The 14,315-nt window shown below is 73.9% G+C and carries 15 protein-coding genes; 9 read left to right on the top strand and 6 right to left on the bottom strand.

The window, feature by feature from the left end:
* The first annotated feature begins 20 nt into the window (after positions 1 to 20).
* The 6 genes from ACLJWH_RS34415 to ACLJWH_RS34390 all read left to right on the top strand — a co-directional run bounded on the left by ACLJWH_RS34415 (position 21) and on the right by ACLJWH_RS34390 (position 4,565).
* On the top strand, positions 21 to 845 hold the full coding sequence (locus tag ACLJWH_RS34415) for a HipA family kinase (protein WP_411145725.1): 825 nt from the start codon (positions 21 to 23) through the stop codon (positions 843 to 845).
* The gene (locus ACLJWH_RS34410; RefSeq protein WP_411145717.1) at positions 842 to 1,237 is read left to right on the top strand and encodes a DUF3037 domain-containing protein; all 396 of its coding nucleotides are present in this window, start codon (positions 842 to 844) and stop codon (positions 1,235 to 1,237) included. The genes ACLJWH_RS34415 and ACLJWH_RS34410 overlap by 4 nt, the downstream gene beginning before the upstream one ends.
* Positions 1,238 to 1,504: 267 nt before the next feature.
* On the top strand, positions 1,505 to 2,266 hold the full coding sequence (gene fabG, locus ACLJWH_RS34405) for a 3-oxoacyl-ACP reductase FabG (RefSeq protein WP_411145716.1): 762 nt from the start codon (positions 1,505 to 1,507) through the stop codon (positions 2,264 to 2,266).
* A gap of 29 nt (positions 2,267 to 2,295) precedes the next feature.
* Positions 2,296 to 3,066 carry an SDR family oxidoreductase gene (locus tag ACLJWH_RS34400; RefSeq protein WP_411145715.1) on the top strand — a complete coding sequence of 257 codons (771 nt, stop codon included), beginning with the start codon at positions 2,296 to 2,298 and terminating at the stop codon, positions 3,064 to 3,066.
* Positions 3,067 to 3,242: 176 nt separating this feature from the next.
* The gene (locus ACLJWH_RS34395) at positions 3,243 to 3,920 is read left to right on the top strand and encodes a uracil-DNA glycosylase (RefSeq protein WP_411145714.1); all 678 of its coding nucleotides are present in this window, start codon (positions 3,243 to 3,245) and stop codon (positions 3,918 to 3,920) included.
* 102 nt (positions 3,921 to 4,022) lie between these two features.
* On the top strand, positions 4,023 to 4,565 hold the full coding sequence (locus ACLJWH_RS34390) for a hypothetical protein (RefSeq protein WP_411145713.1): 543 nt from the start codon (positions 4,023 to 4,025) through the stop codon (positions 4,563 to 4,565).
* Here the strand turns inward: ACLJWH_RS34390 and ACLJWH_RS34385 are convergent.
* Together ACLJWH_RS34385 and ACLJWH_RS34380 are read right to left on the bottom strand one after the other, a co-directional pair.
* Complete coding sequence (locus tag ACLJWH_RS34385; RefSeq protein WP_411145712.1) at positions 4,553 to 5,026, bottom strand: hypothetical protein; 474 nt, start codon at positions 5,024 to 5,026, stop codon at positions 4,553 to 4,555. The genes ACLJWH_RS34390 and ACLJWH_RS34385 overlap by 13 nt on opposite strands.
* Before the next feature lie 170 nt (positions 5,027 to 5,196).
* A complete protein-coding gene (locus tag ACLJWH_RS34380) occupies positions 5,197 to 5,784 on the bottom strand; it encodes a TetR/AcrR family transcriptional regulator (RefSeq protein WP_411145711.1) in 588 nt (195 codons plus the stop codon).
* Between the two features lie 79 nt (positions 5,785 to 5,863).
* Between ACLJWH_RS34380 and ACLJWH_RS34375 the strand changes: the two genes are divergently transcribed.
* Entirely contained in the window at positions 5,864 to 7,099 is a 1,236-nt protein-coding gene (locus tag ACLJWH_RS34375) for an FAD-dependent monooxygenase (RefSeq protein ID WP_411145710.1), read from the top strand.
* The gene (locus tag ACLJWH_RS34370) at positions 7,096 to 8,001 is read left to right on the top strand and encodes a Gfo/Idh/MocA family protein (protein ID WP_411145709.1); all 906 of its coding nucleotides are present in this window, start codon (positions 7,096 to 7,098) and stop codon (positions 7,999 to 8,001) included. Before ACLJWH_RS34375 ends, ACLJWH_RS34370 begins: the two co-directional genes overlap by 4 nt.
* Here the strand turns inward: ACLJWH_RS34370 and lnt are convergent.
* From lnt to ACLJWH_RS34350, 4 genes are all read right to left on the bottom strand, one after another.
* Positions 7,973 to 9,502 carry an apolipoprotein N-acyltransferase gene (gene lnt, locus ACLJWH_RS34365; protein ID WP_411145708.1) on the bottom strand — a complete coding sequence of 510 codons (1,530 nt, stop codon included), beginning with the start codon at positions 9,500 to 9,502 and terminating at the stop codon, positions 7,973 to 7,975. The genes ACLJWH_RS34370 and lnt overlap by 29 nt on opposite strands.
* Before the next feature lie 147 nt (positions 9,503 to 9,649).
* On the bottom strand, positions 9,650 to 10,150 hold the full coding sequence (locus ACLJWH_RS34360; RefSeq protein ID WP_411145707.1) for a nuclear transport factor 2 family protein: 501 nt from the start codon (positions 10,148 to 10,150) through the stop codon (positions 9,650 to 9,652).
* A 60-nt stretch (positions 10,151 to 10,210) separates the two neighbouring features.
* Complete coding sequence (locus ACLJWH_RS34355) at positions 10,211 to 12,103, bottom strand: ABC transporter ATP-binding protein (protein WP_411145706.1); 1,893 nt, start codon at positions 12,101 to 12,103, stop codon at positions 10,211 to 10,213.
* Between the two features lie 190 nt (positions 12,104 to 12,293).
* Positions 12,294 to 12,842 (bottom strand): GNAT family N-acetyltransferase, encoded by a 549-nt coding sequence (locus tag ACLJWH_RS34350; RefSeq protein WP_411145705.1) that lies wholly within the window; start codon positions 12,840 to 12,842, stop codon positions 12,294 to 12,296.
* A gap of 118 nt (positions 12,843 to 12,960) precedes the next feature.
* Here ACLJWH_RS34350 and ACLJWH_RS34345 point away from each other — a divergent pair, with 118 nt between their 5' ends.
* Positions 12,961 to 14,295: an SLC13 family permease gene (locus ACLJWH_RS34345; RefSeq protein ID WP_411145704.1), complete on the top strand. Its 1,335-nt coding sequence runs from the start codon at positions 12,961 to 12,963 to the stop codon at positions 14,293 to 14,295.
* Positions 14,296 to 14,315 lie beyond the last annotated feature (20 nt).

Here is a 14,315-nt window from a genome sequence, read left to right as displayed (position 1 = left end):
AGAGACAGGCTGTCTGGGAAATGCTGAAAGAGGTCGTAGCGACCCGCTATGTCACGCCCTTGCGTGAGGGCGGATCGCTCCCGGGAATCGTCGAGGCCGACGATCTCGGGACATATGTCATGAAGTTCACGGGTGCGGGACAGGGGCGTAAGACGCTGGTCGCCGAGATCGTCTGCGGGGAGCTGGGCCGTCGGCTCGGCCTGCGGGTGCCCGATCTGGTCCGGATACAGCTCGACCCGGTGATCGGTCTGAGCGAGCCCGACCAGGAGGTGCAGCAGCTCCTGAGGGCCAGCGGCGGACTGAACCTGGGGATGGACTACCTCCCCGGGTCGCTCGGTTTCGACCCGCTCGCGTTCGAGGTCGGGGCGCGTGAGGCGGGCCGTGTGGTGTGGTTCGACGCGCTGATCAACAACGTCGACCGGTCCTGGCGCAACCCCAACCTGCTGGTCTGGCACGGCGAACTGTGGCTGATCGACCACGGCGCCACGATTATCTGGCACCACAACTGGCCCAGCGCGGAGAAGGCCGTCGCCAAGCCCTACGACGCCTCCGACCATGTGCTGGCCGGTTTCGGCCCGGACATCGCCGCGGCCGCCGCCGAGTTCGCGCCGGGGATCACCGAGGAGCTGCTGACCGCGATCGCGGCCGATGTCCCGGACGAATGGCTGGTCGACGAGCCCGGCTTCGACTCCCCGGACGCGTTGCGCCGGGTGTACGTGACCACGCTGCTGGCCCGCGCCCGGACGATCGGTGACCACATCGCCCTCGGGGAGCGCAGCAAGGACAAGCCCTCGCAGGCGCCGGCGTGGCTGGCGGGCAAGCCGCCGCGGAGGGCAGTGAAATGAGCGGTCTGCACAACGGGCGCGATGTCTTCGAATACGCGGTGCTGAAGGTCGTGCCGCGCGTCGAACGCGGCGAGATGATCAATGCCGGCGTGGTCGTGTACTGCCACGCCACGGGCTTCGTCGAGGCCCGGACGTATCTGGACGAGGCCCGGCTGCTGGCGCTGGACCCCGCGGTGGACGTCGGCGGCGTACGGGCCGCGCTCGGCGCCGTCGAGGGCATCTGCCACGGCGGCGAACAGGCCGGGCAGGCGGCGGGGGACGACGCGGGGCGCCGCTTCCGCTGGCTGATCGCGCCGCGCAGCACGATCGTCCAGCCGGGTCCGGTGCACACCGGACTGACGGCCGACCCCACCGGCGAGGCCGAGCGGCTGCTGGAGCTGCTGGTGCGCTGAGGCCGGTGCGGCGGACGCGGCGGGTGAGCGGCCCGGCGGCGGTGCCCGGTGGACGTACCGGGGCGTCGGCGCCGGGCCGGGTGACGGGATCACGCCGCGGCCGGGCTCGCGCCGCAGATGAGGTGGGCGAGGGTGCGGCGAAGGGGCGTTGACAGCCGGTGGCCGGGCTTCTAGCGTCAGCCCTGCTGAAGATACTAAGCGGTTGCTCACCCGCGAGGCCGGTGCGGCGGACCGCTTGTCGAGGTTTCGAGGGTGAGGAGAACCCGCATGTCCACCACCGAGCAGCGCGTCGCCATCGTGACGGGCGCGGCCCGTGGCATCGGCGCGGCCACCGCCGTCCGCCTGGCCGCCGAGGGACGCGCCGTCGCCGTACTCGACCTTGACGAGGCGGCCTGCGAGGACACCGTCGAGAAGATCACCGCGGCCGGCGGCAAGGCCCTCGCCGTCGGCTGCGACGTCTCGGACGCGGCGCAGGTGGAGGCGGCGGTCGCCCGGGTCGCGGCCGAGCTCGGCGCGCCGACCGTACTCGTCAACAACGCGGGCGTGCTCCGCGACAACCTGCTGTTCAAGATGAGCGACACCGACTGGGACACGGTCATGAACGTGCACCTGCGGGGCGCGTTCCTGATGTCGCGGGCCTGCCAGAAGCACATGGTGGACGCCAAGTTCGGGCGGATCGTCAACCTCTCCTCCAGCTCCGCGCTCGGCAACCGCGGCCAGGCCAACTACGCGGCGGCCAAGGCCGGACTCCAGGGCTTCACCAAGACCCTCGCCATCGAGCTCGGAAAGTTCGGCGTCACCGCCAACGCGGTGGCCCCCGGCTTCATCGTCACCGATATGACGGCCGCCACCGCCGAACGCGTCGGCATGGGCTTCGAGGAGTTCCAGGCCGCGGCCGCCACCCAGATCCCGGTGCAGCGCGTCGGCCGCCCCGAGGACATCGCCAACGCCATCGCCTTCTTCACCGGCGAGGCGGCCGGTTTCGTCTCCGGCCAGGTCATGTACGTCGCCGGCGGCCCGCTCAACTGACCGCCCCACCGACCCCAGGAGTACACGACATGACCGAGCAGCACAGCGCGCTCCCCGCCCCCTCCGGCAAGGCGGCGCTGGTCACGGGCGCCAGCCGGGGCATCGGCTACGGCATCGCCCAGGCGCTGGTCGCGCGCGGCGACCGGGTCTGCATCACCGGCCGCAACGAGGACGCCCTCAAGGAGGCCGTCGACCGGCTCGGCGCGGACCGGGTGATCGGTGTCGCGGGCAAGGCGCACGACGAGGCCCACCAGGCGGTCGCCGTCCAGCGCGCGATGGAGGAGTTCGGCCGCGTCGACTACCTCGTGAACAACGCCGGTACGAACCCGGTGTTCGGCCCGCTCGCCGATCTCGACCTCAATGTCGCGCGCAAGGTCTACGAGACCAACGTGATCTCGGCGCTCGGCTTCGCGCAGCGCACCTGGCACGCCTGGCAGAAGGAGAACGGCGGCGCGATCGTCAACATCGCCTCCGTCGCCGGCCTCAACGCCTCGCCCTTCGTCGGCGCGTACGGCATGAGCAAGGCCGCGATGGTCAACCTGTCGCTTCAGCTGGCCCATGAGTTCGCGCCGGTGGTGCGGGTCAACGCCATCGCCCCCGCCGTGGTGAAGACCAGGTTCGCCGCCGCGCTCTTCGAGAACCGTGAGGAGGAGGCGGCGGCCGGCTACCCCATGGCGCGGCTCGGCGTCCCGGAGGACATCGGGGGGGCCGCGGTCTTCCTGCTGTCCGACGGCGCGGGCTGGATCACCGGCCAGACGCTGGTCGTCGACGGCGGGCTGTCCCTCAACGCCGGCGTCTGACCACCGTGCCGGACGGCGGGGCCGACGCCGGCCCGTCCGGTCCGGTCCCGCCGTCCGGCACGGGCCGGGAGCCCGCCCCTCCGGTGCCGCGCTCCCGGCCCGCGGACGGCATTGTCAGTGGTCGCCGGTAGGTTCTGAGAACGAGAACGGAACGTACACCGGAGGTTGTTGACGTGATGGCCGACATGCTGCCCGAGTCCTGGCGCGGGGTCCTCGGCGAGGAGCTGGCGAAGCCCTATGCCAAGGAGCTGGTCGACTTCGTCGAGCAGGAGCGGGCCCGGGGCCCGGTCTACCCGCCCCGTGAGGAGGTCTTCGCGGCGCTGGAGGCGACACCCTACGACCAGGTGAAGGTGCTGATCCTCGGCCAGGACCCCTACCACGGCGCGGGCCAGGGGCACGGTCTGTGCTTCTCGGTGCGGCCCGGCGTCCGGACGCCGCCGTCGCTGCGGAACATCTACAAGGAGATGAACGACGAGCTGGGCCTGCCGGTCCCGGACAACGGCTATCTGATGCCCTGGGCCCGCCAGGGCGTGCTGCTGCTGAACGCCGTGCTGACGGTCCGCGAGGGCGAGGCCAATTCGCACAAGGGCAAGGGGTGGGAGAAGGTCACCGACGCGGTGATCCGCGCGGTGGCCGCCCGGCCCGACCCGGCGGTCTTCGTGCTGTGGGGGAACTACGCCAAGAAGAAGCTGCCGCTGATCGACGAGGAGCGGCATGTCGTGGTGCAGGGCGCGCACCCCTCCCCGCTGTCCGCGAAGAAGTTCTTCGGATCCCGCCCCTTCACCCAGATCAACGCGGCGGTCGCCGCGCAGGGGCACACCCCGATCGACTGGCGCATCCCGGACCTCGGCTGAGCCATGCGGTCCCGCGCGTCGCGCACGGCGCGCGGTGGCCCTCCCCGGCGGTTAGCGTCGGGGAGAGCAGCGGGGGCGGCGAGCGAAGGCGGTGCACACGCGATGGCGGAGACACAGCGGGCGGACGCGCCCGAGGGCGGTGTCCCGACCCGGATAGCCCAGGCGATCATGCTGCACCGCGCCGGCGACCGGGAGGAGGCGCGCAACCGCCTCGTGCGGCTGTGGGACGAGATCGGGCCCCGGGGAGACGCCCTCCACCGCTGCACCCTCGCCCACTACCTGGCCGACACCCAGGACGACCCCAGGGACGAACTCGACTGGGACCTCAGGGCCTTGGAGGTGGCCGAGGGCTTCGTCACGGAGCGGGCCGAGAGCACCGCCGGGCCCCTCGGGGAAGCGCGCGCCGCCGACGGTCCGGGCCGCCGCCACCCCGTCGTCGCCCTGCGCGCGTTCTTCCCCGCCCTGCATCTCAGCCTCGCGGCCGACTACGCCGCACTCGGCCGGCCGGCCGAGGCCCGCGCCCAGCTGCTGCGGGCACGGGCGTCGGTCAACGCCCTCGCCGATGACGCGGACCGCCGGGGGTTCAGCGAGGCGATCGACCGGCTGGCGCTGCGGATCGACGGGGCCGCGGGTCAGTCGTCGTAGAACGCGCCGCAGAGCCGCTGCTGCGCACTGCCCTGCCGCCAGTGCCCGAACGCCCGGCCCAGTGCGCAGACATCCGTACCGGACGAGCCGGCGGGCAGGCCCCCGATGCGCGGGATGCGGAGCGGGTCGCGGTGGTGCGCCGGGCCAGGATCCCGGTGACCGTGTCCGGCCGGTGCCGGGCGGCCGCCCGGTCCGGTGCCCGGGGCGCCGGACCTCCGGCGCGGCCCGTCGCCGTCCGGCCGGGAAGATCCCGGATCGGTGCGGTCGTGGCCCGGCGACGGTGGGGGCGCCGCGGTGGCCCGGTCGCCGCCGGGGGACCGGGCGGCGGGACCCAGCGGCTCCACGGAAGGGGCGGGCGGTGCGGGACGGGGCGTGGCCTCGACGGCCGGCGGAGTGGCAACGGTCATACAGCCGGTGGCGGTCGCCGCGACGATCACCGCCAGGACCGTGAATGTGGGCAATCTGTGCACCTCCGCAACTTTTCCGGCCGTATATGTCTTTGGGAAGGCCCCGCAGGGGTGACCGTCGCGTCGTGGACGGGACGCCCTGGCCGGGCGGCGCGCCGCCCGGCCGGCGTTCGTTCACCGACGGCGGCGCGGGCACGCCGCCGGGGCAGGCCGCCGGCCACGGGTCAGCGGCCGAGCATGCCGTCGAGCAGTTCCGCGCAGGAGGTGCGGAGCGCGTCACGGGTGGGGAGCGCGGCGTGGAACTGGCCCGCGGTGCAGGAGAACAGCACCCCGTCGCACCAGGCGACCAGGCTGAGCGCATGGCGCTCGGGCTCGGCGGAGCCGGCCGCCGACAGCATCGCGGCCACCGGCTCCCGGAAGCGCCGGCCGGCCCGGTCGTAGACCGCCCGCAGTTCGGGGCGGCGGGTGGCCTCCAGCGCGAGCTCGTAACGGGCGACGAGGAGTTGGCGGTGCCCGGACAGATAGCGGTGCAGGGCCCGCGCGAGCGCGTCGGCGACCGCGGCCGTGCCGGCGCCCGCGGCGCCTGGCACCGCGTGCGGGGCGAGCACCGCGGCCTCGCGCTCGGCCAGTCGCCGTACCGCGCTCTCCAGCAGGGCCGCGCGGGTGCGCGCGAGGTTCGAGGTGGAGCCCTGCGGCAGTCCGGCCGCCTCATCGACGGCCCGGTGGGTCAGCCCGCGCATCCCGCGCTCGGCGAGCAGGGTCAGGGCCGTATCGGCGATCAGCTCATGGCGGGGGGCGTTGCGGGCGTTCATGGCAGGGAGCCTAACGCGTCAACTACGGGTGTAGTAATGTGTGACTACAGGTGTAGTTGACAGAGGGGCGGGTGGCGGTATGCGGCACCGGACGGCGATCGTGATCGGCGGCGGCATCGGCGGGCTCACCGCGGCGGTGGCACTGGAGCGCCGCGGCTGGGCGGTCACCGTCCTGGAGCGCGCCGCCGCGCTGGAGCCGGTCGGCGCGGGCATCGGCCTCGCCCCCAACGCCCAGCGCGCCCTGGACACCATCGGCGTCGGCGACGCCGTCCGGGCGCGGGCCGCCCGGCAGGCCGCCGGCGAAATCCGCCTCCCCGGCGGCCGCCGACTGGCCCGTACGGACGACGCCGCGGCCGTCCGGCGCTTCGGCGGCCCGGTCCTCGTCGTGCACCGCGCCGAACTCGTCGGCCTCCTCGCCGCCCGGCTGCCCGCGGGCGCCGTCCGCACCGCCGCCGCGGCCGAACTCGTCGACAGGGGGGAAACGGGCGCGGCCGGCCGGCCGGCGCGGGTGCGGCTCGCGGACGGCGAGGAACTGTCCGCGGACCTCGTCGTGGCCGCCGACGGTATCCACTCCGCCGCCCGCCGCACGCTCTTCCCCGGCCACCCCGGACCCCGCTACGCCGGATTCACCACCTGGCGCCTGGTCGTCCCCGCGCCCGACCGCCCGTTCGTGGCGCACGAGACCTGGGGCCGGGGCGGCCTGTGGGGCTCCCTGCCGCTGCACGACGGACGCGTCTACGCGTACGCCACCGCGGCCGTACCGCCGGGCGGGCGGGCCGCCGATGACGAACGGGCCGAACTGCTGCGCCGCTTCGGCCACTGGCACCATCCCGTCCCCGCCCTCCTCGCCGCCGCCGGCCCGGCAGCCGTGCTCCGCAACGACGTGTACACCGCGGCCGCCCCGCCGCCCGCCTTCCACCGGGGCCGGGTCGCGCTGCTCGGCGACGCCGTCCACCCCATGACCCCCAACCTCGGCCAGGGCGGGTGCCAGGCCATCGAGGACGCCGTCGTCCTCGCCCACGAGGCCGCGCCGGGCGCCGATCCGGCCGCCGCGCTCGCCGCCTACACCCGGCAGCGGCTGCCGCGCACCATGGAGGTGGTGCGCCGGGCCGAGCGGATCGGCCGGTTCACCACCTGGCGGTCCCGGCCGGCCTGCGCGCTGCGCACCGCCGTGCTGGCCACGTGCGCCCGCCGCACACCCGATCTCGCCCTGCGCACCCTGGACGGCATCGCCGACTGGCGTCCGCCGGCCGCCACGTATGCTTCCGGCACGCGGGGCACCCGGACCGCGGCACAACGCGAGGAGCACAGGTGAAGGTCGGTTGCATCGGACTCGGCGACATCGCCCGGAAGGCGTATCTCCCCGTGCTGGGCGCACAGCCCGGTGTGGAGCTGCATCTCCAGACCCGCACCCCGGCCACCCTCCACCAGGTCGGCGACGCCCACCGGCTGGCCGCCCGGCAGCGCCACACCGACCTGGACTCCCTGCTCTCCGCGGGCCTGGACGCGGCCTTCGTGCACGCGCCGACCGCCGTGCACCCCGAGATCGTGACCCGGCTCATCGAGTCCGGCGTGCCCACCTACGTCGACAAACCGCTCTCCTACCAGCTCGCGGAGAGCGCGCGCATCGTGCGGCTCGCCGAGGACCGCGGCGTGGGGCTGACCGTCGGCTTCAACCGCCGCTTCGCGCCCGGCTACGCCCAGTGCCTGGACCACGCCCGCGAACTGATCCTCATGCAGAAGAACCGCGTCGGCCTCCCCGAGGACCCCCGCACCCTGGTGCTGGACGACTTCATCCATGTCGTGGACACGCTCCGCTTCCTGGCCCCCGGCGAGATCGAGCACATCGACGTACGCGCCAGGGTCCGCGACGGGCTGATGCAGCATGTCGTGCTCCAGCTCTCCGGCGACGGCTTCACCGCCATCGGCACCATGAACCGCGTCAGCGGCTCCACGGAGGAGATCCTCGACGTCTCCGGCCAGGACACCAGGCGCCAGATCGTCAACCTCGCCGACGTCATCGACCACCAGGGGCAGCCGACCCTGCGCCGCCGCGGCGACTGGGTGCCGGTCGCCCGCCAGCGCGGCATCGAGCAGATCGTGCTCGCGTTCCTGGACAGCGTCCGGGCCGGCGAGCAGCCGTCCGCCCGGGACGCGCTGCGCACCCACGAACTGTGCGAACGCGTGGTCACCGACGCGCTCGCGCAGACCGGCTGACCGCCCGCAGCCCCGCCCATCCGACGTACGCGGCGAGGGCCGCCGCCGCGCCGTACACCGGCCAGTCGCCGAACCGGGTGTACGGGCTGGTGCCCTCGGCCAGCGGCAGATCGTAGACGGCCGTCGCGCTGCTGCTGGTACCGAGCCGGCCGCCGACCGGTTCGCCCCGCGGGCCGTACGCCGCGCTGATCCCGGTGAGGGTGGCGTGCACCATCGGCCGCCAGGTCTCCGCGGCCCGCAGCGCGGCCAGTGAGGCGTGCTGGGCCGGCGCCCAGCTGTGCTGGAACGTCGAGGTCGAGGACTGGGCGACCAGCACCTGCGCCCCGTCCTGCGCCAGCCGGCGGCTCATGTCCGGGAACGCCGTCTCGAAACAGATCAGCGGGCCGATGCGCAGTCCGCCGGCCGAGGCGATCGGCATCAGCACCTGATGGGTGCCGCGCCTGCGGTCGACCTGGGCGGCCTTGCCCACCCGGGTCGCCCAGCCCAGCACGGAGCGGAACGGGACGTACTCGCCGAAGGGCACCAGCCGCATCTTGGCGTAGCGGTCACCGGTCGGCCCGTGCGGGCCGATCAGCACCGCGGTCTTGTAGATGCCCGCCCCGTGCCTGGCCGGTGCGTCGGCGTTGACCAGCAGCTCCGCGCCCGTCTCACGGGACAGCGCGGCGAGACGGGCGGCGAGGGCCGGATGCTCCGCGGGATCCTGGCCGAGGCTGCTCTCGCCCCAGACGACGAGCCGCACCCCGCGGCCCGCCAGGGTGCGGGTCAGCGCCTCGCCGCGGGCCAGCCGGGCCGCCGGGCCGTCGATGACGCCGGGCTGGACCACCGCCATCCGCACCGTGCCCGCGGGCCGGGGGACCGGCGCCCAGAACCAGACGGCGGTGGCGGCCACGGCGCACACCAGCAGTCCGCCGACGGCCGGCCGCCGCACCGCGGGACGGACGATCAGCTCGGTCAGCGCGGTGTTCACCGCCACGATCAGCAGGCTCAGCAGCCACACCCCGCCGATCGAGGCCAGCCGCAGGGCGGGCGGCACCTGCCACTGACTGGCGCCCAGCAGCCCCCACGGGCCGCCCAAGTACTGCCAGGACCGGACCAGTTCGACCATCAGCCAGCCGGACGGCACCAGCACCAGCGCGGCGGCGAGGCGCCCCGCACCGGGCGCACCGCCCAGCAGTGCGCGCACCAGCAGCCCCCACGGTGCCCACAGCGCACCGAGCAGCAGGGCCAGCACCAGGATGAAGACGTGCAGGCTCGGCAGCAGCCAGTGGTGGACCGCCAGCATGAAGCCGGTACCGCCCAGCCAGCCGTCCAGCGCCGCCCGCCGGTTCGTCGGCGCCGAGCGCACCAGCAGCAGCCACGGGACGAGCGCGCCGTACGCCAGCCACCACCAGGACGGCGCGGGAAAGGTGAGTACGGGCAGCGCACCGGCCAGCGCCGCGGCCGGTCCCCGTGACCAGGGGGAGTCCAGCAGGCGTGCCCAGTGGCCGAACGGTCCGCGCATACCGTCTTCCCTCCTGCCGGTTGCCGCTGCTCGCTGTCCAGTTTCCGTTGGCCGGACGGCCGGTGTGCGAGGCCGGGCCGGTCGGCGGAAGGGGGTTGGGCCGACTGCTCCACCGGGGCGCGGCGGCGGCCCGGCGCGGTGGGCCGGTCACCCGGTGGCGGACGGTACCTGCCGCCACTTCTCCTGGACGACCACCCCGGTCAGCCGCCAGCCCTCCGGGGTGCGGCGGGCGGCGAAGTCGTAGCGCCCGGCGAAGGTGCAGTGCGGACCGGTGGGTCCGGCCGGGTCAGCGGGGTCATCACCGGGCCCCGCCGCCGGACCGGCCGGCCGCATCGGGTTGAGGTAGTCGGCCCGGACGGTGGCCGTGTCGCCGGGGGCGCCGTCGCGCGAGGCGACGCGGATGCGGCGGTTGACGATCAGATGCTGGCGGACGGCGAACCGCCGCAGCGCGGTGCGCAGCCAGGCCGCGATCTCCCCGGCGCTGCCCTCGATGCCGCCCGCGGAGCGGTAGTCGGCGCGGCCGTCGCCGGTGAACAGGGCCCGGTAGCCGGGCCAGTCGCCGTCGTCCACGGCGATGGCGTAGTCGGTGATCAGATCGTCGATAGCGAGGCGGTCCATGACAGTCGTGTGTTCCGCGCGCTGCGTCATCACCTCAGTTTTCGGCATGCGCGGGTCCCCGCCAAGGGGCGGGGACCCGCGGACACGGGATCAGTGCGCCGGCACCGTCGCGCCCTGTCCGGCCGCCGGGGCGAACTGCGTGCGGTACAGCTCCGCGTACCGCCCCCCGGCCGTCAGCAGCGACTCGTGCGTGCCGCGCTCCACGATCTGGCCGGCCTCGACGACGAGGATCAGATCGGCGGCCCGTACGGTCGACAGCCGATGGGCGATCACCACCGAGGTCCTGCCCTCCAGTGCCTCGGTGAGGGCCTCCTGCACCGCCGCCTCCGAGGTGTTGTCCAGGTGTGCGGTGGCCTCGTCCAGGATCACCACCCGGGGGTGCGCCAGCAGCAGCCGGGCGATGGTCAGCCGCTGCCGTTCGCCGCCGGACAGGCGGTAGCCGCGCTCGCCGACGACGGTCTCCAGACCGTCGGGCAGTGAGTTGACCAGCTCCGCCAGCCGGGCGCGGCCCAGCGCGTGCCACAGCTCCTGGTCGTCCGCCTCCGGCTTGGCCAGCAGCAGGTTCTCGCGGATCGAGTCGTGGAAGAGGTGCCCGTCCTGGGTGACCATGCCCAGGGTGTCGCGGAGCGAGGCGGCGGTCAGCTCGCGGACGTCCGTCCCGGCCAGCCGGACCGCCCCGGAGTCCGTGTCGTACAGCCGCGGCAGCAACTGCGCGATCGTCGACTTGCCGGCGCCCGAGGAGCCGACCAGGGCGACCATCTGGCCTGGTTTCACGTGGAACGAGATGTCGTGCAGCACCTCGGCGCCGCCCCGGGTGTCGAGGGTGGCGACCTCCTCCAGGGAGGCGAGGGAGACCTTGTCGGCGGACGGGTAGCCGAAGTGTACGGAGTCGAACTCGACCGACACCGGGCCGTCGGGCACCGCGCGGGCGTCCGGCTTCTCGGCGATCAGCGGCTTGAGGTCCAGCACCTCGAAGACCCGCTCGAAGCTGACCAGTGCGCTCATCACCTCGATATGCGCGCCGGACAGGGCGGTCAGCGGGGCGTAGAGCCGGGTGAGCAGCAGGGCGAGCGAGACGATCGAGCCCGCGTCGAGCGATCCGCGCAGCGCCAGGAAGCCGCCCAGCCCGTAGACCACGGCCAGTGCCAGGGCGGAGACCAGGGTGAGCGCGGTGACGAAGTACGTCTGCACCATCGCCGAGCGGACCCCGATGTCGCGCACCCGCCGGGCGCGGGCGGCGAACTCGGCGGACTCGCGGGCGGGGCGGCCCATCAGCTTGACGAGGGTGGCGCCCGGCGCGGAGAACCGTTCGGTCATCTGGGTGCCCATCGCGGCGTTGTGGTCGGCGCCCTCGCGCCGCAGCGCCGCCAGCCGCCGGCCGACGCGGCGGGCGGGCAGGACGAACACCGGCAGCAGTACCAGCGCGATCAGGGTGATCTGCCAGGACAGACTGAGCATCACCACGAGGGTGAGCAGCAGCGTCACGATATTGCTGACGACCCCGGACAGGGTGTCGCTGAAGGCACGCTGGGCGCCGATCACATCGTTGTTGAGGCGGCTGACCAGGGCGCCCGTGCGGGTCCGGGTGAAGAACGCGACGGGCATCCGCTGCACATGGTCGTAGACGGTGGTGCGCAGGTCCAGGATCAGGCCCTCGCCGATGCTCGCCGACAGCCAGCGGGTCAGCAGGCCCAGACCGGCCTCCGCGACCGCGATGGCGGCGATCAGCCCGGACAGGCCCAGGACGAGGCCGGCCGAATCGTGGTGCACGATCGCGTCGACCACCCGGCCCGCGAGCAGCGGGGTCGCCACCGCGAGCATCGCGGTCACCGTGCTCAGGGCCAGGAAGCAGAGCAGCTGACGGCGGTGCGGGCGGGCGAAGGCCGCGATCCGGCGCAGCGTCCGGCGGGAGAACGGCCGCCGGTCCTGCTGCGCGGTCAGCGAGCTGTGCAGCGAATGCCAGGCGGTGACTTCCATGTCCATCGTGCTCTCCAGGGCCTCGTCGGCGGGGATCGCCGTGACTGTCCGGCGATCTGACAGGAACCTATGACCTCAACCAATATTGAGGTCAAGGGAATGCCCTCGGCTCACCCACCCGGGTAAGGCCGTACGGGCCGCCGGGCGCCCGCCGGCCCGTACGCCTGCCGCCCATGGACGCCGGCAGGGGCTGCCGTCAGCGGCCGTCCCGGTGCGTCGGGCGGGGGCGGCCGGTACGGGCGAAGTGCCGCAGCGAGATGCCGCCGCCCGCCGCCGGCGTGCCGGTGCCCGGCCGGACGAACAGGGTGACGGTGACGCCCTCGGTGAAACCGTTGCGGCGCATCAGCGTCGCCGACGCGGTGTTGCTCACCTCGACATCGGTGACCACCGACGACGCACCCGCCTCGGTCAGCACCGCGCAGCACTCCTGCACCAGTCGGCCGGCCACCCCGCGCCCCTGGAACTCCGGATCGACCGCGATCCACTCCAGGTACCCCCAGTCCTCGCGCTGCTCGAAGGTCATCGACCCGAGGACGAATCCGGCCAGCCGCTCGCCCGCCATGGCGACCCGGCACGCGGACACGGAGGCGTCCAGATGCGTGGCGACGGCGGTCAGCGACCAGCCGGTGTACGGCTTGGCGTCGGTGTCGTAAACCCGGGAGCCCAGTGCGAGGACGGCCGGCAGATGGTGGTTCTCCAGGGTGTGCAGGGTGATGTCGGGGGTGTTCGCTGCCGGTGTGGACATGGCCGGTCGCATTCCTCACTGCCGGTTCTTCGGGCTCTCGGGGCACGTCGCGCACGTGCGGCGCTTCGCATGAAGTGCTCCATAAAAGGGATGAAGGAAGCCTAAAGGGGCCGATGTCATGGTGCGCGGACAGGCCGGTAGTTTTTCGGCTGTGAGCCGTTCCGTCGCCGAGATCCTCTCCCTCCTGCTGTTGCTGGGTGTGCTGGCCTTCGCCGTACGGCGGCCGCGCGGCGCGCCCGAGGCGGTGGCGGCGGTCCCCGCGGCGGCGGTCCTCGTCCTGACCGGCGCGGTGGCACCGGCCGCCGCATGGTCCCAGGTGCACCGCCTGCTGCCGGTCGTCGGCTTTCTCGCCGCGGTGCTGGCGCTGGCGCACCTCTGCGCGCGCGAGGGCCTGTTCGAGGCGGCGGGCGCGGCGCTGGCCAGGGTGTGCACCGGCCGGCCGGACCGCCTGCTCGCGGGCGTGTTCGCGCTCGCGGCGGCGGTGACCGCGGTGCTCAGCCTGGACGCGACGGTGGTGCTGCTGACACCCGTGATCCTGGCCACCGCGGCGCGCGCGGGCGCCCCCGCCCGGCCACATCTGTACGCCTGCGCCCACCTGGCGAACTCCGCCTCGCTGCTGCTGCCGGTCTCCAACCTCACCAACCTGCTGGCGCTGGGCGCCGCCGGACTCTCCTTCACCCGGTTCGCGGCGCTGATGGCGCTGCCCTGGGCGCTCGCGGTCGCCGTCGAGTACCTCGTCTTCCGCCGCTTCTTCGCCCGCGACCTCATACCGGACCCCGGCACACCGGAGGGGACGGGGGAGCGAATACGGGAGGGCGGCACGGCACCGGTCGCTCCGCCGCCCGCGCCCCCGCTCCCGGTCTTCGCGCTCGTGGTCCTCGCCCTCACCCTCGCCGGGTTCGTGGTGACCTCCTTCGCCGGGGTGAACCCGGCATGGGCCGCGCTGGGCGGCGCCCTGGTCCTCGCGGTCCGTGCGCTGCGCCGTAAGGAGACCACCCCGGCACAGCTCGTCTCGGCGGCGAACCCGCTGTTCTGCGTCTTCGTACCGGCCCTGGGCATCGTGGTCGAGGCCGTCGTCGACAACGGCGTGGGCGACGCCGTGGCCCACTTCCTCCCCGCCGGCCCGTCGCTGCCCGCCCTGCTCGCACTCGCCGGGTGCGCCGCGCTCCTCGCGAACCTGATCAACAACCTGCCCGCGGTCCTCGCACTGCTGCCCGTGGCGGCGCAGTCCGGCGCGGGCCCGGTCCTCGCGGTGCTGATCGGGGTGAACATCGGCCCGAACCTCAGCTACGTCGGTTCACTGGCCACGCTCCTGTGGCGGCGCATCCTGCACGACCACGGCAGCGCCCCCGACCTGTCGTCCTTCACCCGCCTCGGCCTGCTGACCGTGCCGGCGACGCTGGTGCTGTCCACGACCGGCCTCTGGGCGGGGCTGCACCTCATCGGTACGTGACGGGCGGGCCCGCCCCACGG

The sequence above is a fragment of the Streptomyces sp. x-80 genome, from assembly GCF_046549095.1.
In the GTDB taxonomy this organism is placed as follows: domain Bacteria; phylum Actinomycetota; class Actinomycetes; order Streptomycetales; family Streptomycetaceae; genus Streptomyces; species Streptomyces celluloflavus.
This window is presented reverse-complemented; position numbering and strand designations above follow the sequence as displayed.